The 23,061-nt window shown below is 66.3% G+C and carries 22 protein-coding genes and 2 pseudogenes; 13 read left to right on the top strand and 11 right to left on the bottom strand.

Features of this window, described 5'->3' with window-relative positions; translation table 11 throughout:
• Positions 1-192: 192 nt before the first annotated feature.
• The 6 genes from JMJ56_RS27585 to JMJ56_RS35055 all read right to left on the bottom strand — a co-directional run bounded on the left by JMJ56_RS27585 (position 193) and on the right by JMJ56_RS35055 (position 7,134).
• Positions 193-999: an enoyl-CoA hydratase/isomerase family protein gene (locus JMJ56_RS27585; RefSeq protein ID WP_202834964.1), complete on the bottom strand. Its 807-nt coding sequence runs from the start codon at positions 997-999 to the stop codon at positions 193-195.
• Between the two features lie 2 nt (positions 1,000-1,001).
• Positions 1,002-2,951 carry an AMP-binding protein gene (locus tag JMJ56_RS27580; RefSeq protein WP_202834963.1) on the bottom strand — a complete coding sequence of 650 codons (1,950 nt, stop codon included), beginning with the start codon at positions 2,949-2,951 and terminating at the stop codon, positions 1,002-1,004.
• A 32-nt stretch (positions 2,952-2,983) separates the two neighbouring features.
• On the bottom strand, positions 2,984-3,787 hold the full coding sequence (locus JMJ56_RS27575; RefSeq protein WP_236038687.1) for a short-chain dehydrogenase/reductase: 804 nt from the start codon (positions 3,785-3,787) through the stop codon (positions 2,984-2,986).
• Positions 3,769-4,983, bottom strand: coding sequence for an ABC transporter substrate-binding protein (locus JMJ56_RS27570; RefSeq protein ID WP_202834962.1), 1,215 nt, complete (start codon positions 4,981-4,983; stop codon positions 3,769-3,771). The genes JMJ56_RS27575 and JMJ56_RS27570 overlap by 19 nt, the downstream gene beginning before the upstream one ends.
• Positions 4,984-5,046: 63 nt before the next feature.
• A complete protein-coding gene (locus JMJ56_RS27565) occupies positions 5,047-7,002 on the bottom strand; it encodes an AMP-binding protein (RefSeq protein ID WP_202834961.1) in 1,956 nt (651 codons plus the stop codon).
• A 3-nt stretch (positions 7,003-7,005) separates the two neighbouring features.
• Positions 7,006-7,134, bottom strand: coding sequence for a hypothetical protein (locus JMJ56_RS35055; protein ID WP_268885122.1), 129 nt, complete (start codon positions 7,132-7,134; stop codon positions 7,006-7,008).
• 106 nt (positions 7,135-7,240) lie between these two features.
• On the opposite strand from JMJ56_RS35055, the gene JMJ56_RS27560 reads away from it, so the two are divergent.
• The 4 genes from JMJ56_RS27560 (at position 7,241) to JMJ56_RS27545 (ending at position 11,022) form a co-directional block, all read left to right on the top strand.
• Positions 7,241-8,149 carry an NAD(P)-dependent oxidoreductase gene (locus JMJ56_RS27560; RefSeq protein ID WP_202834960.1) on the top strand — a complete coding sequence of 303 codons (909 nt, stop codon included), beginning with the start codon at positions 7,241-7,243 and terminating at the stop codon, positions 8,147-8,149.
• A gap of 65 nt (positions 8,150-8,214) precedes the next feature.
• Entirely contained in the window at positions 8,215-9,003 is a 789-nt protein-coding gene (locus JMJ56_RS27555) for an IclR family transcriptional regulator (RefSeq protein WP_202834959.1), read from the top strand.
• A gap of 407 nt (positions 9,004-9,410) precedes the next feature.
• Positions 9,411-10,454, top strand: coding sequence for an MYG1 family protein (locus JMJ56_RS27550; protein WP_202834958.1), 1,044 nt, complete (start codon positions 9,411-9,413; stop codon positions 10,452-10,454).
• Between the two features lie 376 nt (positions 10,455-10,830).
• On the top strand, positions 10,831-11,022 hold the full coding sequence (locus JMJ56_RS27545; protein ID WP_202834957.1) for a hypothetical protein: 192 nt from the start codon (positions 10,831-10,833) through the stop codon (positions 11,020-11,022).
• A gap of 112 nt (positions 11,023-11,134) precedes the next feature.
• Here the strand turns inward: JMJ56_RS27545 and JMJ56_RS27540 are convergent, their stop codons facing one another.
• The 3 genes from JMJ56_RS27540 to JMJ56_RS27530 form a co-directional block, all read right to left on the bottom strand.
• Complete coding sequence (locus tag JMJ56_RS27540) at positions 11,135-11,449, bottom strand: ribbon-helix-helix domain-containing protein (protein WP_202834956.1); 315 nt, start codon at positions 11,447-11,449, stop codon at positions 11,135-11,137.
• Positions 11,450-11,510: 61 nt separating this feature from the next.
• Positions 11,511-12,233, bottom strand: coding sequence for an AAA family ATPase (locus JMJ56_RS27535; protein ID WP_202834955.1), 723 nt, complete (start codon positions 12,231-12,233; stop codon positions 11,511-11,513).
• A 188-nt stretch (positions 12,234-12,421) separates the two neighbouring features.
• Complete coding sequence (locus tag JMJ56_RS27530; protein ID WP_202834954.1) at positions 12,422-13,768, bottom strand: IS5 family transposase; 1,347 nt, start codon at positions 13,766-13,768, stop codon at positions 12,422-12,424.
• Positions 13,769-14,073: 305 nt separating this feature from the next.
• Between JMJ56_RS27530 and JMJ56_RS27525 the strand changes: the two are divergent.
• Positions 14,074-14,424 (top strand): annotated as a pseudogene (locus JMJ56_RS27525) (IS256 family transposase); the annotation flags it as partial.
• A 165-nt stretch (positions 14,425-14,589) separates the two neighbouring features.
• Here the strand turns inward: JMJ56_RS27525 and JMJ56_RS27520 are convergent.
• Entirely contained in the window at positions 14,590-15,558 is a 969-nt protein-coding gene (locus tag JMJ56_RS27520) for a replication protein RepA (protein WP_202834952.1), read from the bottom strand.
• A 283-nt stretch (positions 15,559-15,841) separates the two neighbouring features.
• Between JMJ56_RS27520 and JMJ56_RS27515 the strand changes: the two genes are divergently transcribed.
• A complete protein-coding gene (locus JMJ56_RS27515; protein WP_202834951.1) occupies positions 15,842-16,072 on the top strand; it encodes a hypothetical protein in 231 nt (76 codons plus the stop codon).
• A 41-nt stretch (positions 16,073-16,113) separates the two neighbouring features.
• On the opposite strand, the gene JMJ56_RS27510 is transcribed toward JMJ56_RS27515, so the two are convergent.
• Positions 16,114-16,341 carry a hypothetical protein gene (locus JMJ56_RS27510; protein WP_202834950.1) on the bottom strand — a complete coding sequence of 76 codons (228 nt, stop codon included), beginning with the start codon at positions 16,339-16,341 and terminating at the stop codon, positions 16,114-16,116.
• A gap of 257 nt (positions 16,342-16,598) precedes the next feature.
• Here JMJ56_RS27510 and JMJ56_RS27505 point away from each other — a divergent pair, with 257 nt between their 5' ends.
• The 7 genes and pseudogenes from JMJ56_RS27505 to JMJ56_RS27475 form a co-directional block, all read left to right on the top strand.
• Complete coding sequence (locus tag JMJ56_RS27505) at positions 16,599-16,904, top strand: hypothetical protein (RefSeq protein WP_202834949.1); 306 nt, start codon at positions 16,599-16,601, stop codon at positions 16,902-16,904.
• Positions 16,905-17,130: 226 nt separating this feature from the next.
• Positions 17,131-17,778, top strand: coding sequence for a hypothetical protein (locus JMJ56_RS27500; RefSeq protein WP_202834948.1), 648 nt, complete (start codon positions 17,131-17,133; stop codon positions 17,776-17,778).
• A 603-nt stretch (positions 17,779-18,381) separates the two neighbouring features.
• The gene (locus JMJ56_RS27495) at positions 18,382-19,080 is read left to right on the top strand and encodes a hypothetical protein (protein WP_202834947.1); all 699 of its coding nucleotides are present in this window, start codon (positions 18,382-18,384) and stop codon (positions 19,078-19,080) included.
• 97 nt (positions 19,081-19,177) lie between these two features.
• Positions 19,178-20,145 (top strand): annotated as a pseudogene (locus tag JMJ56_RS34310) (IS5 family transposase).
• A 245-nt stretch (positions 20,146-20,390) separates the two neighbouring features.
• Positions 20,391-21,149: a hypothetical protein gene (locus JMJ56_RS27485; protein ID WP_202834945.1), complete on the top strand. Its 759-nt coding sequence runs from the start codon at positions 20,391-20,393 to the stop codon at positions 21,147-21,149.
• A gap of 784 nt (positions 21,150-21,933) precedes the next feature.
• Positions 21,934-22,575, top strand: coding sequence for a hypothetical protein (locus tag JMJ56_RS27480; protein ID WP_202834944.1), 642 nt, complete (start codon positions 21,934-21,936; stop codon positions 22,573-22,575).
• A gap of 180 nt (positions 22,576-22,755) precedes the next feature.
• A partial coding sequence (locus JMJ56_RS27475) for a transposase (protein WP_202834943.1) occupies positions 22,756-23,061 on the top strand: 306 nt, incomplete at its 3' end.

Below are 23,061 nucleotides of genomic sequence, written 5' to 3'. Positions count from 1 at the left end.
GGCGAGGATCATGGCCCAACTTACTGCCAAAACCAGTCACAACCTGACATCAGAATCGAAAGCTCACCACGATCCTCATCCATCTGGATGGACACCTTTGGTAGCCCGCTTTTGAACGCGACTGTTTATAGCTGTGGACCGCACAGGGCCTGTATTGTTGGATAAGGCTCGTTATGGAGCCAGATCGGGTAGTTAAACTTCAGACCCTGTTGGAAAGTTCGGCTTTCGCTTTTCCATGTGGGACGTCAGACCTTCCCTCACCTCAGGTCCGCTGAAGCCCATGAACTCCATGGCTAGGGAGGCATCAAAGCTCGGGCCCGCCATCCGCAGCCAGTTGTTCAGAGCATACTTGGTCCAGCGGATCGCGCCCTGCGCACCCTCGGCTAGGCGCGAGGCGACCTCCACCGCCCTCCCGTCGAGGTCGGGATCATCGACGGCCATGGAAATCAGGCCGATGCGCTCCGCCTCCTCCCCCTGCAGGAGGTCGCAGGTTAGGAGATAGTACTTCGCCTTAGCCATGCCGCAAAGCAGCGGCCAGATGATCGCGGCGTGGTCGCCCGCCGCGACGCCGAGCCGCGTATGCCCGTCGGTGATCCGGCAGTCCTTCGTAGCGATCGAGACATCGGCGAGGATGCCGCAGACGAGGCCAGCGCCGACCGCCACGCCACGCATGGCGCTGACGACGGGCTTGCGGCAGTTGATGAGGTTGTAGACGATGTCGCGCGCTTCCCGCCACACCCGGGTCCGCGTCTCGAAATCCTCCGAGATGGCTCGCACCATTTCAAAGTCGCCGCCGGCGGAGAAAGTCTTGCCTGCTCCGGTGATGATGGCGCAGCTCACGCTGTCATCGGCATCGACGTCGCGCCAGATCCGCACCAACTCGCCATGCATGATGGCATCGGCCGTGTTCATGCGGCCATTGTCCATCGTGATGCGCAGCACGCGTGGATGCGGCCGGTCGAATCGCAGCCGTTGGTAGCTCTCGTAGCTCACAGTCATCGTCAATCCTCCGTCCCTGTGGTGGCGTAGCGCGCCAGCTCCTCGATCGTCTCTGGGTTCACCAGGCTCGATAGGTCGCCCGGCGGCTGGCCTGCCAGCGTCGCGCGCACGACGCGCCGCAGCACCTTCATCGATCGCGTGCGCGGCAGCTCCCGCAGGAAGACCACGCGCTTCGGCCGGAAAGCTCGGCCCAACGCAGCCGATGCGGCATCGGCCAGGAGGCGTACCTGGGCGGCATCCCCGGCCTGGCCCGGCGCGGGCACAACTACGCAGGCCACGGCATTACCGGTAACCGCATCGGGCAGGGCGACCGCCGCCGCCTCTGTCACCGTGCCGGTGGCCAGCAGCGCCTCCTCGATTTCGGTCGGGCCGATGCGCTTGCCCGCGACTTTCAGCGTGTCGTCGGACCGGCCATGCAGGAACCAGAAGCCATCGGCATCGCGCGAGGCGAGGTCGCCCTGCACCCAGAGGCCTGGGATCTGCGACCAGTAGCTCTCGTGGAACCGGCCCGGATCGCGCCACAGGCCCCGGGTGGTGCCGATGCAGGCCTCTCGCATCACCAGCTCGCCGATCTCACCGGGCGGCAGGCTCCGGCCGTCGGCCCCCACGATGTCGCCGCCCGTGCCCGGCACAGGGCCGTTGAAGCTGGCCGGTTTCTGCGGGAACAGGATATTCGAGGCGACGATGGCGCACATCTCGGTCCCGCCTGAGAAATTCAGGATCGGCGCGCGGCTGCCACCAACGCGCTCCATCACCCAACGCCAGCTCTCCCTGTCCCAGGCCTCGCCGCTTGAAGGGAAGGCGCGGAGCGAGGACAGGTCGTGCCGGTCCAGCAGCGCGTCGGCATCCCGCCGCAGCATGCGCGCCAAGGTCGGCGCCGTGCCGAAATGGGTGATGCGGTGCCGCTCGATCAGCCGCCACAGCCGGTCGGGCGTGGGATGGGTCGGATTGCCTTCGGCGATCACCAGCGTGGCGCCGGCCAGCAGGCTGCCGAGGATAGTGACCGTGCCGCCGAACCAGCCAAAATCCGTCGGCCAGAGCAGCCGGTCGCCCGGCTTGAGGTCGAGCGTCAGCCGCGCATCCTGGCCGATCTTGATGCCGAGCCCGCCATGGGTGTGGACCGTGCCCTTGGGCAGGCCCGTCGTGCCCGAGGTGTACATCAGCAGCACCGGATGCTCCGCCGGCAGCTCCAGCGGCGGCACCGCCTCGTCGCAGGTGAGGTCGTGCCACCAATGGTCGCGCGACGCCTGCATCGCCACCTCGGCGCCGGTGTGCCGCAGCACGACGACGTGCTGCACCGTCTCATCGTCCTCGAGGGCCGCGTCGACCACCGGCTTCATGGCCACCCGCTCGCCGCGCCGCTGCGTGCCGTCCACGGTGATGACGGCGCGGGCCCCACCGAGGCGCAAGCGCTGGGCCACCGCCTCGGGGCCGAAGCCGGAGAAGAGCGGCAGCGCAATGCAGCCAAGCCGGGCGCAGGCCAGGAAGGCGGCGGCGGTCTCCGGCAGCATCGGCAGGTAGATGCCGACCACGTCGCCCGGGCCGAGGCCGAGGCCTCGCAGCCCCGCCGCGAGGTGCGAAGCGGCGCGGTCCAGCTCGGCATAGCTCCAGACCTGCTCCTGGCCAGCCTCGGCCTGCCAGATGACGGCCGGACGGTCAGGGTCCTGCTCCAAGGTCGCGGTGACGGCGCTGTCGTAAAGATTGGCCGTGGCGTCCTGGAACCAGCGCGGATGCGCGATCCCATCGGTTAGGTCGACCATGCGGCCGGGCGGGCGGCGGAACCGGAAGCCCAGCCAGCCGGTCAGCGCCCGCCAGAACCACTCCGGGTCGGCCGAGCTGCGGGCGAGGAGGACCGCATAGTCCGGCATGCCGCAATGGGCGATGAACGCCGTCCAGTTGGCGTCCCGGCGCGTCGCCTCGGACGGGGTCCAGGCAATGCCCGTGTCATCCATGGAGGTTCCCTCCGGCGTCGGCACAGGGCATGTCAGAAGGCCTTCCGGCGGCTCGCCATGCCGCCGTCGACGGTGACGATGGTGCCGCTCGTGTAGCCGGACAGGTCGCTGGCCAGGAAGGCGGCGAGGGCCGCGACCTCCTCCACCCGGCCGGCGCGGCCGAAGGGCATGTCGGCCATGGTCTCGCGCCAGCGGCCGGGGTCGCCGAGCGTCTCCGCGGCGCGTCGCCGCAGCAGGGCCTCCAGCCGATCGGTGAGGACCGGGCCGGGATTGATGCCGACCACCCGCAACCCGTCCGTGGGAGCCTTGCCGCCGAGGGCGCGGGTCAGGGCCATGAGCGAGGCGTTGCCCGCGCTGCCCGCGATGTAGTCGGCATCGGGGCTCTCGCCGGCGGCGCCGATGATGTTGACGATCACCCCGCCCGTCCCGCGGCCGCGCATCGCCGCGTAGAAGCGGCGGCACATGTGGATATAGCCGAACACCTTAAGGTCCCAGGCTGCGCGCCAGCGGGCCTCGTCGATCTCGTCGAGCGTGCCGCCGGGGATCGCGCCGGCATTGTTGACAAGGATGTCGGTGTCCGGGAACTCGGCTGCCAACGCGTCGATGCTTCGGCTGTCGCTGAGGTCGAGCGCGCGGGTGCTCACCGCGGCCTCGCCGGCAGCGCGTAAGCGCGCGGCGGCGGCATCGAGGTCGCCGGCGCTGCGGGCCACCAGGGTGACGTCGCAGCCTTCGGCGGCCAGGATCTCCGCGCAGGCGAGGCCGATGCCTTTGGAGGCGCCGGTGACGAGGGCGCAGCGGCCGCGCAGCTTGAGGTCCATCAGAAGGTCTTCCGGCATGCGCTCTGTTCGAGGGTGCGGAAGGCCTCCGCACCGGGGACGACGCCCAGGATCTCATAGTAGTCCCAGGGGTGGCGCTGCTCCGCGGGCGCCTTGATCCGAGCGGTCAGCATGTCGTGGACCATGCGACCATTGGGCAGCAGTCGGGCATTGCGGGCGAAGACGTCCTCGAACGGATTGTCCCGCAAGTGGACGCGCACCTCCTCGGCCTTCGTGCTGCCGGTCGCCTTCACCGCTTTGAGGTATTGCAGGACGGCCGAGTAGACGCCGGCCTGAAACATGGTGGGCTGCTTCTGCCGCACCGCGAAGAACCGCCTGGCCCAGGCGCGGGTCTGCTCGTCGCGATCCCAGTAGAAGGCGGTGACGAAGTTGAGGCCCTGCAGCGCCTCCAGGCCGATGCCGTGCACATCGGTGATGACGGTGAACATGGTGCCGATCTGCTGGCCGCGCTGGACCAGCCCGAACTCGCGCACCTGCTTCAGCGCGTTGATCAGGTCCGAGCCGCCCGCGGTGAACATGACGAATTTGGCGCGGCTGGCCTGGGCCTGCAGTAGGAAGGCGGAGAAATCCGTCGTGCCGAGCGGGTGTGCGACCTGCCCGACGACCTTTCCCCCCGCGGCCTGCAGCGTCTCCCGCGCCGTGGCGGCCAGCGCATGCCCGGAGGCGTAGTCCTGATGGATGATGAACCAGGTATCGAGGCCGCGCTTCATCTGCAGCTGCACGCTGCTGCGCGCCACCGAGTAGATGTCCCAGGTCCAGGACAAGCCGTAGCCGTTGCAGTCCTCCTCCGTCAGCCGATCGATGATGGCGGTGCTGAAGATGCAGAGCTTGCGCGACTGGCCGGCGACGGTGTTCACCGCCAGGGCGACCGAGCCGGTCGGGCAGTCGAAGATCGCGTCGACGCCCTGGCTGTCATACCAGGACCGCGCGGTGTTGGAGCCGACATCCGGCTTGTTCTGGTGATCGGCAGAGACGATCTGCACGCGGTCGCCAAGGCCGGAATCGGCCGCCGCGAGACGTGCCGCCTCGACCGAGCCGATGCCGGCGTAATCCGCGTAGACCGAGCTCATGTCGGTCAGGATGCCGAGCTTAACGGACGGCGACTGGGCCCGCAGCACGGGCGGCGCCGCGAGGCCTGCCATGGCGGTGCCGAGCAAGATACGGCGCGCCAGGGCGCCGGTCAGCAAGTGGTTCAAGGCGGTCCTCCTGTTCTTCGTCTTGGTTCGTGTGATGCGTGGTGCCCAAGTCGACGCTAGGGCTCAGTCGGCCTCCTGCGCCGCAGCGCGGATCCGCTCGATGGCGGGCGGGTTGTCGAGGGAGCCGAGGTCGCCTGGGTTCTCGCCCGCATAGACCCGCCGGATGACGCGGCGCATGACCTTCTGGCTCCGCGTCTTGGGAAGGTCGCTGACGACATGGACCCGGGCCGGACGGAAGGGCCGGCCCAGCCGGCTCTCCACCGCCGCAGCCGCCCGGGTAGCCAGGGCAGGGCCGGATGGGTGGCCCGGTGCCGGGACAATGAAGACCACGAGCTTCTGGCCCTTCGCCGCATCATCGACGCCGATGGCCGCGGCCTCGCTGACCTCGGGCAGTTCCAGCAGCACGTCCTCGACCTCGGCGGGGCCGAGCCGCTTGCCTGCCACCTTCAGCGTGTCGTCAGAACGCCCCAGCAGGAAGATCATGTCCTCGCTAGTTCGCATGGCGAGGTCGCCATGCATCCAGATCCCGGGAACCTGCTCCCAGTAGGTTTCCAGGTAGCGCTCGCGGTCCCGCCAGAAGGACTGCGTCATGCCGACGAAGGGCTGGAGGATTGCCAACTCGCCAACGCGGTCGCGCACCGGCCGTCCTGCATCGTCCACCACGTCGACCTGCACGCCGGGCGAAATGCAGTTGAAGCCGGCCGGGACGATGGGGCGTAGCAGGACATTGGCGACGAGCGCGCCGGAGACCTCCGTGCCGCCGGAGTAGTTGATAACGGGGCAGGTGCCACGGCCCATATGCCGCTGGTACCAGACCATGTGCTCGGGCGCGATCACCTCGCCGGCGGTGATCAGCAGGCGCACCGTGTCGAGCGGGGCCGCTGTCGCCAGCGCTGCGTTCCCCGCCAGGCCGCGGATCAGGGTGGGCGAGGCGCCGAGATGCGTCACTCCATGGGCCGCGACGATGCGGGACAGCCGGGACCAGTCGGGAAAGTCGGGGGCCCCGTCGTAGCAGATCATGGTCGCGCCGCGCATGAGCGCCGCCGCGATCGTCAGCGGCCCCGCGACCCAGCCCATATCTGCCGGCCAGAAGAACACGTCGCCAGCGCCGATGTCGAAATGCACCGCGGCGTCATGCGCGATCTTGAGCGGGAAGCCACCATGGGTATGCACTGCGCCCTTCGGCTTGCCGGTCGTGCCCGAGGTGTAGATCACCATCATGGGCTCGTCCGGCGCCATGCCGGCAGGCTGCTCGCCCGTCATGTCCCCATCCGCGGCATTGCCGCCGACCTCGCCCCAGGCGACGGCCTGCGGCATGCCGCCCACCTCCTCCGGCGATCCCTTGAGGATCAGCAGCTCGAGGGTCGGCAGCTGGAATCGCGCCTCCTGCAGCAGCGGCCTGACGTCGATCCTGCGTCCGCGGCGGTCGAAGCCGCTGGTGGCGATCAGCGCCCGCGCCTCGCAGGCGGACAGGCGGGAGACGATGGCATCAACGCCGAACCCGCTGAACAGCGGCACCGCCACCGCACCCAGCCAGGACAGGGCGAGCAGGGATACGACCGCCTCGATGCCGCTCTCCATCAGCAAGCCGACGCGGTCGCCCCGCCGCAGGCCGCGCCGCGCCAGCCCGGCGGCGAAGCTGGCCACCTGCGTCCGCAGCTCGGCATAGGACAGCCGGCGTGTCGTGCCCGTCTCGTCTATGGCGATGACGGCGGGCCTTGCGGCCCCCTCGGCTAGGCCATGGGCAAATACCGTGTCCAGCCAGTTCAGCTCGCCGCCCTGGAACCAGCGGGGAAACTGCACCCCATCGGTCAGGTCGACGAAGGCTGTGTAGTCCCGCCGCCACCGGATGCCGAGGGCATCGATGGCGCCGCGCCAGTACTGGTCCGGGTGCCGGTTAGCGTGGTCCAGGAGCTCGTCGAGCGAGGCCAGCCCAAGGCCGTCAATGAGCCTGGCCAGATGGCAGCTGGAGGTCTCCACCTGGCCGGGATGCCAGATGGGTGCCTGCTTCTGTTCCATCGCTCAGCGCCCCGCCATTGCAGGATCAGGGCCTCGCCGATGGCTGCCGGCGCGCAGGGACTGGAATTGCAGGATGCGCACTTCGGTCTCCTCCTCGGCGATTTTCCAACCGGCTGCGAGCGGGCTGGCCATCTTTCAGAATACTGGATACCATTCTCCCCGCTGGATGCAAGGCCGTCGTCATCACCCGAGCGACCTTGCCGACCGGGCGAGGCGTGGATGACAGCGTGAGGCGTGAATGGAGATGGTGACCAAGCTTGGCTTCCTCGGCCTGGGGCAGATGGGGGCGCCGATGGCGGAGCGCCTGTTCGGGCCCGAGGTGGAACTCTTCGTCCACGACCCTAGGCCGGAGGCAATGGCGCCTTTCGCCGCCCGTGGCGCCCGGGCCTGTCGGTCCCCCCGGGAGGTGGCGGATGCCGCCCCGATCGTGCTGGCCTGCCTGCCAGGTGGCGCCGTGAACGAGGTGGCCGCCCTGGGCAGGGATGGCGTTGCCGAGGGGCATGCCGTGCGGTTCTATGCCGAGATGTCGACCATCGGGCGGCCGGCGCTGGAGCGCATCGCCGAGGGGTTGGCCGCGCGGGGCATCCTGACACTGGACAGCCCCGTCTCCGGCGGCCCCGGCGGGGCGCGGGCCGGCACGTTGGCCATCATGCAGGCCGGGCCTGAGGCGGCGGTGGCGGCCCTGCAGCCGGTGCTGGCACGCCTGGGGCGCGAGCTATTCGTGCTGGGCAACAGGCCCGGCCAGGGGCAGGTGGCGAAGCTGGTGAACAACCTGCTGGCGGCCTCCAACATGGTCACGGCGTTCGAGGGTATGGTCCTGGGCGCAAAGGCCGGGCTAGACCCTGCCGCTTTGGCCGCGGTCGTGAATGCCGGTACCGGGCAATCCTTTGTAACCAGCAACATGCTGCCTGCCGCTATCAGCGGCCGGTACGGCTTCGGTGCGACGGTCGCCGTAATGGACAAGGACGTGACGCTAGGGCTGGAGGAGGCACAGGCGCTTGGTGTGCCAATGTGGGCAACCGAGCAGGTCGGACGGGTCTGGCGGTTCGCAGCAAGCCACGGCATGGCCGCCAGCGACATCACCGAACTCGTACGGCTGATGGAAGGTTGGGCCTGCATCGGGATCGGCGGCCCGGCGCCCGATTGATGAAGCGGATGCCCTCGCGGCCGGCCTCATTAACAAGTTCTTCCAAAAGGCCCGAAGCAGATCCCATGCATGACCCGCCCGACGCTTCGAGGACACCGCAAAAGGATGTCGGTGCAGTCTTCAACGCCATTCGCATTCTGGCGAGCCTTGCCGCCTCGACGACACCCATGGGTGTCGCCGCCGTTGCGCGGGCCAGCGGCGTCAGTACGAGCACATGCTTCAATATTCTGCGTACCCTTACGCGCGCGCGGTACGTAGCTTTCCACAGCACGGACAAGACCTACTCGCTTGGCCTGGCTATTGCGGAATTGGCCGCGGGTCTGATCGGCACCAGCCCCACGGCACTGATCCGGCCTGAGATGGAACGCTTGGCCCTGAAGCATAGCATGCTCGTGCTGCTATGGCGTATCACGGAGGACGACCACGTCATTCTGGTCGATCGCGCGCACAGCCAAAGCGCCATCCGAGTGGAAATCAGCGTCGGGTTCCGCATGCCGGCCTTCGCCGGGGCAGTCGGCCGAAGCATTGCTGCGGCGGCGGAACTGCCGCCCGGCGAACTTTTCCGGCGATTTGGAACGCTCCGTTGGCAAACCAACCCAGGTTTCGAAACTTACCAGTCGGAAGTTGCCGCTGCAAAAGAACGCGGCTGGGCAGTGGACGCCAATAACCTGTATAACGGCATTATCAGCGTTGGCGCAGTCATCACCAATGCGGACCGCGTCCCGCAATTCGGCCTAAGCGGCGTCTGCATCGCCGGGCAATGTCAAACCAAGGCCCTGCACCAATTCGGTCAGGACCTGCGTGAGATCGCTGACATCGCCGGCAAGGCCCTTTACATGAGTCCGAGAACCTGAAGCGGCGCGGGAAATGCCAACAATCGTGTATTTGTCGCCGCAGTAAAGCCGTCTGCACAACGCAGATCGCCGCTTGATCTCTACAAGACATAGGTTCTCTGCTCACAGCGATGTAATATGCCAGCCAGCTCATACCTTATGTCGCAATACAACGCGGCTATGCGGTGCGGCAGACTTTTGCTGGATAAGGCGCGCTATGGAAACGTCCCATGGGCGAGTAGCCATATTTCATCCGCGAGAAGCACCCCTTATCACTGGTGATGCATTTGCCTCGGGTCCCGGTAGTTGAGCTAGGATAGACAACGGTGATCGCAGCGGCAGGCGCCATGCAAGAGGTTCGGCAGCTCCTATGCGAAACTGCCACGCTGCTGCAGTTGCCATTGGGCCCATGTGTGTAGATAAGGCCCATGCTTCCCACCGATCGACCCCTGCGGCTGGCCACTCACAGCGGCACTTTCCACGCCGATGACTGCCTCGCCTATGTCGTCCTGACCGGCGCCCTGGGGCTCGGTGCAGATGACGGCTCGCATGTGCTGTTCCGCACCCGCGAACGCGCTGCCCTAGACGCTGCCGACATCGTCTGGGACGTCGGCGGCACCGCCGACGAGGCCCGCTGGCGCTTTGACCACCACCAGCCTGGTGCACCCAAAGCGCCGAATGGCGAACCTTTGAGCTCGGCAGGTTTGGTGTGGCGCACCGACAACCTGGGCAATGGCTTGAGCCTGGGGCAACTCTACGTACGCAATACCCTGGCGAAGTCGGGTTTCCAGGATGTCGCAGGCGAAGTGGTGACCCGCATAGCCGAAAATGTCCGTTACAGGTTCGTGCGCCATATCGATCTCGTGGACAATGGTGTCGAGCGCGCTGCTCCAACCGACCTCACCGCGATGGTAGATGCCTTCAACAGCGCCTGGGATGAGCCGAGCCAATCCGACCCCGCCGCCTTCGAGGCGCGGCAACTTGCCGGGTTCCTGCGGGCCAGCCAAATGGTCGCCGTGGCATTGGAGCAGCACGTCGAGAAGGAACGCGGCGCCGCCTTTGCCTACCAGGCCGTGGCGCAGGCCTGGGAGGACTGCCGGTCAGGGCGCAGCGGCCTCTACCCCGATTTGTTGGAGTTGCCGCGCGGCATGCCTTGGCAGCGAACGGCCTTCGAACTGGCTATGCCCATCCTTTACGTGATGAGCCCGGAACCGGACGGCCGCTGGAAGCTGCAAGCGATGCCGGCCGAGAAGGGCAGTCTCAGGAACCGCCTCGACATGCCCGAAGCCTGGCGCGGCCTGCAGGATGCTGCCCTCGAGAAGGCATGTGGCATTCCGGGGGCGGTGTTCGTCCACCGCGGTGGCCACTTGGCCATCGCCACAACCCGGGAGGCAGCGCTGGCCATGGGCCAGGCTTGCTTGGCCAACAAGCCTTCCCCCGCCGAGGCGTTGCGCAAGGCCTGGGGACGATAGGAACTGCGCCCCATGGTGCGTCCCTCCTCCGCTTCAACGCAAGGTATAGGTGGAAAGCAGCCGCTGGAGGTTCTGTCAGGCCTCGCGGGTGCGGTGGCTGACGCGGCGCACATCGTCCAGTCGCTCTGCTCCACTGCCTGACCTGCTGTCGTTCATCACGCGTGCCTGTTGCCAGGAGGTGCGGGAGCGGCAGTGGCGAGACCGCCTCCCCACCTGTCCTGGCGGCCGACGGTTTGGGGTCGCTGCGGGATGGGAGTTTGCGGGCAGTAACGCCAAGCGGCAGGTGGCACGATGCTCCATGTTGACAAGGAGAATAGCAGAAAAGTAGACTTTTACCTCGCAGCAAAGGTGCAGCTCAGAGGGTCAGGAGCCATCGATGGTCGCACTCATCATCCTGATCAGCTTGCCGCTGCTCCTATTCGGCCTGCTGGGCCTCACCTCCCTCGGAGCGTCGGGCGACCAGTTCATCACCCTGGCCGACGGTATACAGACCCGGGTGCGCCGCCGAGGCGGATCAGATGTCGGCTGGGTGGGAGGCGGTGACGCCGGCGCCAACTGTGACAGCTAAGGGGGCTGCAATGGCGGTATCAGCGGCTGCTAGCGCGGGACCCCTCCCCTCTCCTGACGACGCAGAAAAGCGGCCTAGGCGAAAAGTCGACTTCTCTCCTAGGCGCAAAGCCTCATTGTCCTCTCGGGCAGATCTCCGCCTTGCCATGCTTTGCGAACAGGTCATTGAAGGCTTCCGCGATAAGGTCGTGCATCGTCCGATCCAGCTCGTTGGCCAACCCCTTCAGCTGCCGCCGGACCTCCTTCGGGAAGTGCGCGGTGATCGGGGCTGTACCGTCGCGGCTGGGCTGACGGTAGGTGGCCTCAGCGGCCTCAGCACGCTCCGCCCCGGTGGCCGGGATCGGCGGCGGAGGGGGCAGCGGCTCGGGCCGGCGGCGGGTGCTCCCTGCCTGTTCGGCGAGGGCGGCGGCGAGATCGGCCTTCTTCACGTGGCGGATTCCCTACAATGCGCAGAGTAGACTTCTATGAGAGGAGAAAACCCGCCTTGGCTCAAGCGGGGGCCTTCGCCTTGGCGCGTTTGCTCATCCCCGGCTTGCCGCCTTCGCTCGTATCTGCCTTGGCGGTTTGGCTCGAAGCATCAATGCCAACAAGGCGCATGATCTCCAAGTAGACTTGTCTCACTTCGTCCGAAGCACGGCTCTTGGGGTCGAGCTCGAGGACGGACATGCCCAGTGCCCCGGCATCGCCGAAGGCGGCCCGCTGACCGATGGTGTGGGCGCTCACCGTCACGCCCAGGTTCTCGATCGCCTGCCGGGCCTGCTCATGGCGGCTGCCCTGTGCCGGCACGGCCGTCAGAACAGCAATCAGCGGCAGCGCGCCCTTGCCGGTGCGCGCCGTGGCGACCAGCTCCAGCGTGTTGGGGATGGTTTCCAGGTCGTACATCTGAGGGCGGCAAGGCAACACGATCACGTCGGCCAGTTTGGCCGCCGCCAGCGCCGCGTCCGCCGAGCGGGGCGGCGTGTCGATCACCGCGAGCTGGATGCCCCCCTCCTTCGCCTTTTGCAGGGCATTGACCAGGCGGGCGGGTTGGGCGTCGAGGACGATCGGGGATTCGGCCTTCCGCCGGTCGCCCCACTTGCAGGCGGTCGCCTGTGGGTCAAGGTCGATCAGCAGGGTCTCCTTTCCCGCCTCGACCCCGGCGCAGGCGAGAGAAATGGAGAGGGTCGTCTTCAGCGCGCCCCCCTTCTGCGACAGCAGCGCCACAGTGATCATAAGTCTACTTATCTCCTTGGCTCACTGGAGCGTATCAGCCTTGGCGCACAGTCCTCATTTCGGCTTGGTGCGTCAATCGAAAAGCAGCGATGGAGCGATGGCGCCTGCCCGCCTTGGAGCCAAGTAGACTTATAACCTGACAGCGTACCGAGGTGGCGGATAGAAGTAGTCGGCCTTGAATAACCCCGTCAGGCCGTGCGGGCTGTAACTGGGAGATGGTCCGGCTGGACGATTGCGCGGATGAGGCTGGTGAGGAGGGCGAGCAAAAGGGCGCCCAGGTAGGCGAGGATCTTGCGGATGTTGTGACCGCAGCCGCAGAGGACGGCGTAGAGGGCGTCACCGATCGTGCCCTTGAGGGCGCACCGGGCGAGGCGTCCGTCGGATTTCATGTGGCCGATCTCAGGCTCGATGGCGCTGCGTCGCCGCAGGAGCTCGCGCAGGCGTGACGTAAGGCCGCTGCGCGTGCCGCTGACGAGCACCGTCGTGCCGTGGGCGCCATGGCCGCGATAGCCACGGTCGACCACGGCGAGGCTTGGGCAAGATCCGGTGAGGGTTTCCACCTGCTGGAGGGCATCGGGAAGGGTGTGGCCGTCGTAGGGGTTGCCGGGCATAGAGCGCATGCCCACGACGAAGCCCCCGGCGAGCGTGGTGGCGATGCTGACCTTGGTTCCGAACTCATAGCGTACCCGCGCCTTGCCCTTGGAGATGCAGTCCACCTCCGGCTCATGCAGGGCGTAGATCTTGCCGGGGCTTTTCGGCGTCTGCTGCAGCAGGCGAGTGACGAGCGCCATGCGTTGCTCGATCCGCGTCCGCAGCCCTCCTTCGGGAACGGCGCCGAGCTTGCGGCCGAGGTCGCGCAGGACACGCCCCGTGTAGCCCTTCAACGTGCGCAGCGCCTTGCGCATGCGCCGGAACTGCCGGGCATGGGCGTGCCGCCCCACCCGGACGGCCAGACGCGGCGACAAGCGGTTGTAGGTCTGACGCAGGGCGATCCCAGCCTTGCCAGCCAGTGCCACCAGGGAGCGGCGCGCCCTCTCGTAGAGGCGGCTGTCGGTCGGATGCGCGATGGCCTTCTCCATCACCGTGGTGTCCACCGCGATCTCGGCCAGGCTGCGCGGCGTCACGGCCCCGCAGGCACGTCCTGCCTCGATCGTCTTGGTCAACAGCCACTCCACACCCTCCTCGCCGATGCGGCCGCGCCAACGGCTGAGCGACGAGGGGTGGATGGGTGAGCGGTGCTGGAAGAAGACCTCACCGGTGAAATGCTGGAAGTACGGGTTCTCCACCCAGCGGGCGAGCACCGCCTCGTCGGAGAGCCCGTAGGCGTGCTGCAGGTACAGCAGCCCCGCCACCAAGCGGGGATGGATGGCAGGCCGTCCTTCACCGGCAAGGAAGAAGCCGGCCCACTCCCGCTCGAACCAGGACCAGTCGATCAGCGCGGCCAGCCGCACCAGCTCATGCCGCCCATCGATCATGTCGATCAGGCGTGGGCGCAGCAGGTCGTCCTGCTCAGCCGGGCGGGAACGGTGCTTCATGCCCGCCAGATTCGCAGGCTTTGCCGCCCATTCCAATCAAACCTTGCAATTCCACAGCGTCCAAACCGGCAAAGCTCCCAAGCAGATCAGTGGGTTGGGAGTTGTTCAGGTCCGACGAAGTAGACTTGCCGACTAGGAGAGGTGGAGCACCACGCGGACAACGGCCCGCCTGTGCTCTGTGCCGCCGGCCTTTCAGTCGTCACCATCGAGGAAGGGGACCTCACAACGAAACCAGGGCATGTGAGTCGGGACATGCCCCGTCGCCGCGCGTCGCACACAAAAAGCGATACGCCACGACGAGCCAGATCACATTTATCCTACTCCGGCGACCCGACGAGTTTGACGATCCGTTGACCGCCGTCCTGGGGAGCGGCGCCCGCTGGCTGTTGGCCCAAGCGATCGAGGCGGAAGCCGAGGTGTTCCTGGCGCCGATGAAGGGCCTGCCGCTGCCGGACGGGCGCGAGCGGCTGATGCAACACGGGCATGGGCTGGAGCGTCAGGTGCAGACCGGGGTTGGCCCAGTTGGGGTGCGGCGGGTGAAGCTCCGCGACCGCAGTCCAGGCTAGGTGGTCGAGCGGATCAGGTTTACCTTGAGCATCCTGCCACGCTGGGCTCGGCGGACACCGAGCCTGGATGCGCTGCTGCCGGTGCTGCACTAGGCTGAACGTCTACCAGCGCATGTAGGGCTTAGTCCTAAACCGGCGACAGCCAACAAGCCAGCATGCCGATGTCCGAACTCCTGTAGCGACCCCAGTGTACTTGTGTCGCTCACGCCAAAGCTCTCGCGAGCATGACCCTTGGCCCGGCTGCTCCGTCGCAGCTCAGGCGGGGGGTTTACTGGCGCCCAGGGCCATGAGCTTGGGAGCCACCGGAGAACGGGAGGGATAGAGCAGCAGGCCCTCGTCGTTGCTCTCCACCCGGGCCTCTGGGTAGGCCGCCACGGCTGGAGCCAAAGCCTTGCTGAAATGCTCGCGGAAGCTGCGTAACCGTCCGTAGTTGCTGCCGAACTGCTGGGCCAGGGCGCCCCAGCGGACCGGGGTGGCCTTCTGCAGGATGTGCAGCCGGTAGGCGAGCCAGATGTAGAGGTCGAGGCTGGCTGACTTGGCCGCCAGCTCCCGCAGCGCCGCCTCCCGCAGCGGCACTGGATGCCGGCGCAGGCTGTCGTAGAACACCTCGTCGAGGACCACCCGGTCTTCCCAGAGCTCTCCCTGACCCTCCTGGCGGCTATGCGCGTGGAAGCGCAGGCCTGAGCGCACGAAGCCGCCCTTTACCCAGCCATCGGCTTCCTCGCCTTCCCAGGAGAACCGCAGGTGGCAGTGCGCGATGCGCGCGGCCTGCTCCCGCAGTGCCTTGCCCGTCTCGCCGCCCCAGGAGAGGCCCATCCTCCCAAGCCAGTCTCGCATGCTGCGGCCAAGCTCGACTTCCCGGGTGCCGGTGCGCACGGCCTGGGTTTGAAGGTAAAGCAGGATCATGCGAGCGCGCGCCCCGTAGGGGACGCCGATGTAGCGCGTCTGCGTCTGGCCTGGCCGCTTGATGCGGCCAGGCTCGACGGTCAGCGTGACCTTGTGCCCCTCCTTCTCCCACACCTGATCATCCGGCAGCCGTTTGTGCGGCAGGCTGGTGAGGCAGAACCCGGTGTAGGTGATGCCGATCTTGCCCTCATCATCGGCCAGGACCTCGGCGGTGATGTCCACGAGGCTGCGCTGCTCGGGCTCAACCATGGCGCGGGCCGTCGCCCGTCCATGCGCAAGCACCAGCTGCCGCACACCTCCATCGACCTCTTGCGCCATGCTCGGCTTCCCTAATCCTCATGGACCATCGCGGGCAGTTATCCTCCGCGTCAACGGGGGGTTTACTGGCGCAAGCTAGTTGAAGGTATTTGGAAGCTAACTAGTAGAGTCCGCCGGTAGACCCCCCGGGAAAAGCCCGATTCGCGCCGGTAAACCCCCCGTTTCCGCCAGCAGACCCCCCGGGACAATCAGATCATTTGGGGATAAGTGGGGCGCCAGTAGACCCCCCAGAGCGGCGAATCGGCGAGGCATGCATCGCGGTCGTGACAGGCAGGTAGGCAGCATGTCCCGCATCCTGCAATGCATCCACTTCCACCCGAACTACTCGCGGTGCGAAGCCGTCTGCACGGACACCGCGCAGCGATTCCACAGCGTTCCCATCGTCTCTGGTTTCGTCACCAACAACGCGGGGAGCCGGACGGGCCATGCGGTGCTGCGGCGGCCCAGCGAGGAGCAGGGGGGCGGGCTGATGCCGGATGACGCGCAGCGCACCGTGCTGGATCTGGAGTCATGAGCAGCGGCCGGCCCTACATCGTGAGCTTCCTGCCGCACTCGCTAAAGCAGCTGGCCTTCATCCTCACTGAGTAGAACCAGGACATTTACCGCCACCCGGCAGGCATCCTGGCCACCATCAACAAGCGTGGCAATTTCGATTTGCGACACACCGGCGGCATGTACCTGCGCATCGGCCAAGCTATTGAGCATGAAGGAATTGGTGCCGCTCTGCGCCGACTGGAACTGGCAGCTGCCCTCTAACGAGAACCCAACCGTCACCTTGAGCAACAATCTCTTCCACCTGGTGGCCGAGCCCAACGGCGACGACGAGATGCTGTCGGCGACGACCTGACAATCACCTACCGGAGCAACCTGGCGCTGACGGTGGACGGCGATGCCACGGTGCGCGTCGCCGGCGACACTACGCTGTCGGCCGGCCGCAGCATTACTGGCCGCACTTCAGGCACGGTGCCGCTGGCGACAGCGGCGATGCTCAAGTGCTGGCGCTGGGCAGCATGGCGGTGGCCTAGCGTGAGCCCGCCACAGTGCTGACGCTGACGGCGCCGATTGTGAACACTGAGGCCGAGGCGCTCAATATGTCGGCTGAGGCGGTGTCGGTGGAGACGGGAGCCATGACGGTGGCGGCCTGCAACTTGGCCATGGCCGCGGGCGCCATCGAGCTCTTCAGCGTCCCCATGGTGGCGAATACCGACCTGCTGACGGTGAACGGCGAGATCATCGAGCTGGGCGAGAGCTTCACCGGAGTAGGCGGTGACGCGGGCGGCAGGAGAGCTGGCTCCACTGCCGCCCTGACGCGCAGCATTGGGATGCAGCTCGGTCATGCGCGGTAACTGCCATTACCGCGCATGCACGGCAACGCCAGGTGCATTTGCTACCTAAAATACGCAATTTCATTAAGCGCCCTCGAGTCGTTTGATGCGCAAACCTCGTCACGAAGAACAACCTTGAGAGAATGCATCAGCCGAACTCGCAAATGCTCAGTTTTGGAACATCTACTCGCAACAGGCCCATTGTACGCTTTAGGCTTGGCGGTCGGTTGTTTTTGGAGGAATGCCTGTGACCAATTCGGATCGCCCCCTGTTGGAGCTGCTTAGACCAATTTTCTATGATTACGCCGATGTGATCGAGGCGGTGCTGCCGGTGGAACTCCGATCCAAGTGGCGCCAAGTGGGGCTTTTCGTGCGCCAGACCAAAGGACGCAAAGCTCTCGACCACCACGAACTGCTGCTGGCGATGGCAGAAATGGATGCCGAAGCGATGCGCCCGACGCGTGAACTCGCGGCCGCGGTCCTTGCACGGTTTCCCGTAACATCTGGAGCAGGACACGAAGCGCGCATCTATGTAACGCTGCCAGATGGCTCGCGCCCAGCCCGGAGGGACCTGCTTGATCGGCTGGTCCGTGATTATGGCATCCAGAAATCGGCCCTGCTCGAGGAGATTACCGTAGCCCGACGCCTTGCCGACCGGATGCGCAAGCGGGCAGCGCAGCTCGTGCGAAAGGGTGTCAGCGTGCCGTCCCCGGGGACCCAACGCAAGCAGAACGCTGCTTTTATAGCCAAATTGAGTGCTCTACGTGACACAAAGCGAGCGCCACGCGTCACCGCATACCAAGCCGACCAGGCACGCGAAGCCTCCAAAGAAGGCCTGACGCCGCTGATACCTCCCATCCTTCCAGCATCGGCGGCGATAAATAGGGGTAATTAATCTCCTGGCTGCCGGTCGCTTGTCCCTCCAGGGTCCGGGAGCCCTCGTGGGGGATGGGCTTGGTCCTGGCAGATGACGCCGCTTCGGCGTACCAGGAGCTTGGCCGATCTCAGACCCTGCGGGTGCGCGACACCCAGGGGCAACCTTCAACCATGCCAGTCAACAACGCTGTTCCGTCCACCTGCGATAACGTTGCGGCATATCCTGCTGCGACCGAGGCCGCTTCCGGTGCCTACGAGCTGCCCTGGCCATTCGTGCTAGCGGTGGCGTGCATAAGCGCCTCTGAGCCTTGGCAAATGGTGCCCCTGTGATCTGGCGGCGGCGCTTGCCCTCGGCACGGGCCGGAAGGGCCTGTGCCAAGGCAATACCATCAGATGTTCATTCCTGATTGGGATAGAAACCCTTCGGTAATAAAGCGGGCGCGGGACCACCCAGCAACATCGCCCAAAACGACAGATCGACACCCCCTCTCGGAAAGAGACGACCGGTTCGACGCAGAGCGTCCGGATAGTGTGAGATTTCGAGTCTGCGTCTGGTCGGCCCGGCTCGCAAGGGGCTTCTTGCGGGTAACAGGAGGGGTGTGCGCGGCGCATAGGAGCCACCGTGTCCAAAAATTTCCGCGCATTGCCGGCGCAGCTGATGTCGCGCGCCCATGACTTCATGTTGGCGGGCGCGCTGCGTCCTAACCAGTATGGCCTACTCAACCACATGCTATTTATGGAGCGCCGAGCTGGTGACGACTGCGCCCGGGTCAGCCTGACAACGTTGGTCCGAAAGCTGCATTGCGGCCGCGATTGGCTGGTGAAGACCCTCCGGCTGTTCGAACAGTTAGGCCTGATGACCAAGATCCGCACGGATCTCTGGGTGAACTACCTCGGAGCCAAGGTGCGGCGGCAGGGCACCAACATCTACGTCTTCTCGCGCACGCCCCCAGAGTCCCGCTGCAGGACGGTTTCTAGAGAAGTAAAAAACCAAGAGAAGAAGGCTCATGAACAAGGTTGCGATAGAAGCGCAGGCCCGCATGGCCAAGCGCGAGAAACGGGCAGCACAGGGGACTCAACCTCCCGAACCGTCAGCCAAGGAGTTGGTGTCGGACCGAGCAAAGGCGGCAGTGGGCTAGCTGATGTGGCCAGCGCAGTAAACTTTGGGTTCAAGTCCGGAGATCGACGCCTAAGAGAAGGTGCAGCAGGCAGTGGACATGCTGATCATCCTGCTAAGCCCAATCCGCTCGAAGCTGCGTTAGCGGGGCTCGCGGCAAAAGCCGAGCTTCACTACTTTAGACCAGATATCCGCCCGGGATAGGGGCGACCTGTGACCTTGGTGCATGGGTCGTCCGGCTAGGCATCCTCGGGTAGGCTGGCGTGAGGGCTAACCCTCGGTGGCTAATGAGGCGCCCGCCATGCTGTACAAGGCCAATGCCGACCGCCGGTACCGCACCCCGGAGCAGCGGCACCGGGTGACGAACTGGCCCTCCTACGAGGCTGGTCTGCGCGCCCGCGGTAGCTTCACCGTGTGGTTCACGGCGGAGGCAATCGAGGCGTGGGGTGCAGAACCTCGCACTGGCCGTGGTGGTCAGCCCCGCTACTCCGCCCTGGCAATCACCACGGCGCTGACCCTGCGGGCGAAGTTCCGCTTGGCGCTGCGCCAGACGGTAAGGCCTTATCGCCTCCATCATCGGCCTACTCGGGCTCGAGCTCGCCGTGCCCGATCACAGCACGATCAGCCGACGAGCGGAGATGCTGGAGGTGCCGCGTCCGCGCCTTGGGCACGGGCCCGTGCACCTGCTGGTGGACAGCACGGGATTGAAGCTCTGCGGCCCCAGCGAGTGGGTTGCGAAGAGGCACGGCACAAGGACGCGGCGCGGGTGGCGCAAGCTCCATCTCGCCACCGACGCCGACACCGGGCGGATCGTCGCGTCGGTGCTGACCGACAAGGATACCGATGACGGCTCGCGGGTCGGGCCTTTGCTCAACCAAGTTGGCGGACCAGTGGCGTCCTTCACTGGCGATGGAGCCTACGACCGGGATGACATCTACGCCGGGGTCACCGCGCGGCATCCGGCCGCCGGCGTCATCGTTCCAACCCGATCGAGTGCGGTACAGAGCGATACAGCTAAGGACCGAGCCGACGCAGCGGGACCGGCATCTGCAAACCATCGCCGAGCGTGGCCGCATGGGCTGGCAGCGAGCGTCAGGGTATAACTGGCGCGCCCTTGTGGAGGCCGACATCTCACGATGGAAGCGGGTCATCGGCGACGGCCTACGCTCGCAGACCGACGGGCGTTAGGAAGCCGAGGTTGCCGTCGCCGCCGACGTGCTGAACCGCATGCTCGAACTCGGACGCTCGGAGTACGTCCGCCTCACATGAGGCTCAGATCAGGGTAGGACGCTATGCGTCCACACCCGCGAGCCATGCAACACGGTGCCACAACGCCTGATCAGCTCCGTGGATTGGGTAAAGTGATAGGTTGTGTTGAACCGCAACTCCACCAAGCTGCTCCGCGGTCAGCACCACCTTCTAGCTTCGACAGCATCGAGAAGCGGGTAAGCTGTTCACTCTTTCATGGCAATCCGGCCAGCGCTTCGCGGCCATGGCCCCAGCCAGGAACCCCCATGAGCGACGATACAGATACTCCATACGACCCAAGCTTGCGTCCGTTCGCGAGCAGACGCATCCGCAACGACGGCGCCAGACTGGGCCGCGTGTTGAAGATGGGCGCTACCAAGCGACGATTGCGAGCCCGGCAGATGACCGAGCGGGGGGACCATCATGGCGCCGAGCGAGAGAGCCATGATGCCGCTTTCCTCGAGCGCCATGCTGATCGCCTCTGCGATCCACTCCAGGTGGTGGGCAGCCCGCTCAGTCCCGGTATTGGCGGCGAGATGGCCTCGGCCGATTCCGCGAAGCCTACGCCCTACCAGGATGAGGTGCGACAACCGCCTGACCTCCTGGCGGCCGAAGCCACCGAGCATCGGCTGGCACTCACGGGCAAGGTGTCGGGCGCGGCGCTGACCCTGGGCCTGGAAATGACCGACAGCATCGGCGCGCGCAATGCGCTGGAGCGCAACCTCGCACACCAGATCGCGGTGATGCACGAACTGGGAATGACCTTGGCTGCCCGCGCGAACAGCTTCGCAATGGATGTCAAATCCTTTGCCCCCGAGCCCCGACAGCAGGTCCAGAGCATTGAGGCAGCCCGTATGGCTCGGGCTGCGGCACGGGCCTTGGAGGCTTCACAGCGCGGCATGTTGACCCTGGAGCGGCTGCGGAACGGCGGCCAGCAGCTGGTGACAGTCCAGTACGTCAACGTGCAGGAGGGTGGAGCCGCTGTGATCGCGGGGCGCCTGGACCAGGGGGAGGGCCAAAAATGAGCGACCCTCTCCCGTCCCCGGTAAAGCCTCGGCCCGGCGCGCGGACATCCGCAGGGCTTGAGCGGTGTCGCCGGGCGACCTGGAAGCATGGCGGCCGGAGTGCTGAGGTCATTGCGGGCCAGCGGCTCCGTGGCCAAGCGAGCCGCGTCGCCGCAGAATTGCGCAGTCTGATAAGGCAGGCAGAGGCGCTGTTAGCCGCTCCGGCTGCTCACTGACGCCGGTCCTGCTTGGCCGCGCGAGGCCGGGGCCCTGTTGAGTATCTGTGTCACTGCTACCAAGCGAAGGGCAGCAGGAACGGATCGGACACCCGATTGGTGACCGAATGCCAAATTCAAAAATGCCATGTTGGCCGACCCTTCGGTATCAAACCGCCCATGGTGCGCAAGCGGGGGCATGGAGAGGTGCGCAGGGGGTGCGCACCCTATCCCTCGCGCGCGGGGAGGTGCGCACCGGCGGCGGTGGTTCGGCCACGACCATGCCGAGGCGTTCATCCGCCGCCCGCCGGGGCTCCTGACCCAGGGGAGCAAGCGGCCCAAGGTTCGCAGGGGGCAGGGGGGTTCGCAGCATTTCCCTCGCGCGCGGGGAGGCTGCGAACCAGTGGGGAGCGCCGCGGTCGCGCCAGCCACCCGCTAGGCGGCAGGCGTGGCTTTGACGCCCGCATGACCAAGCTAGCTTGATTGGATAACTCAAATTCAAATTTGAATCAGCCGCACCCGGTGATAGGTGCCGGCTCAACCAGCATTCTTTGGCCGCCCAATGACGGCCAAGCCATTGGGGAGGGGGTATGCCGCGGATCCCGCGCGAGGAGCATGCGACGATTGTCCGTCGGGTCGACCTCGAGGGGCGGAAGGTGGCGGAGGTCGCTGCGGCCTATGGCTGCACCCCCGCCAACATCTACGCCATCCTGACCAAAGCCCGCCGCCAGGCGGCTAGGGAGACGAGCGTGGCCGCGGCTCCTCAGGATCATGCCAAAGTGGAGGCGGAGGCCGATCCCTCGCCACCAGCCGCGCCCGACGCTCCGGCCGACCTGTTTGATGCCTTGCCGCCAGCGCCGATCGACCCGGTTCCGCCACCCCCGCCGGCTTCCACGGCGCTGGGTCTGCGACCGGCCGAGCCAAGCGCGCCACCACCCACCGCCCCTCGCGTGCCTGATCCGCAAGGCCCACGGCCGAGGCCGCCCGCTCCCAGCCGCACCGGGGCAGCAGCAAAGCCCGCGGCGCCAGCATCACCGCCACGGATGAGCAAGACCGGGTATGCCCTGCTGATGCGGACCAGCGATGGCGAGGAGGCGGTGCACCCCTTCCGCTCGCTCGACGAGCTGCTGTCCGCTGCCAAGCCCATCCTGCGGACCGCCGCGCGCAGCCCCGAGCCGGTCTGGTTTTCGATCCAACAAGTCGACCTCGATGCCCTGGGAGACGACACATGACGGCGCGGCGGCGAACAGCCTGATCAGGCTCTTGGACCCCAGGACGTAGCCTCCTGCCCGGGATCGTGCCCCCTGAGATGGTGTAGGAGGCCGCCACCGTAACGGTGGCGGCCATCGTGATGGTCCTGGGTAGGGTTGGGTTGCTGAGATCAACAACCCCTAAACCATGGACCAGCCACGATGACCGATGAGACGATGGCCCTTCGGGGCCTTTTGGAGAAGTCTGCCGACGCGTCTTTCCTGCGCGAGATGATTGGCTTTGCCGCCGAGCGTCTGATGGAGCTTGAAGTGGGCGAGTTGACTGGCGCCGCGCATGGCGAGCGCAGCCCCGGCCGCCTGGTGCAGCGGAATGGCTACCGCGAGCGGGACTGGCAGACCCGAGCGGGAACGGTGGAGTTGCGGATTCCCCGTCTCCGGCGTGGCTCCTACTTCCCGGCCTTCCTCGAACCCCGGCGGCTGGCGGAGAAGGCGCTGACGGCAGTGATC

The sequence above is a fragment of the Belnapia arida genome (genome assembly GCF_016773205.1).
GTDB lineage: Bacteria > Pseudomonadota > Alphaproteobacteria > Acetobacterales > Acetobacteraceae > Belnapia > Belnapia arida.
The sequence above is the reverse complement of the archived record's forward strand: the minus strand, read 5'-3'. Positions and strand labels throughout refer to the sequence as shown.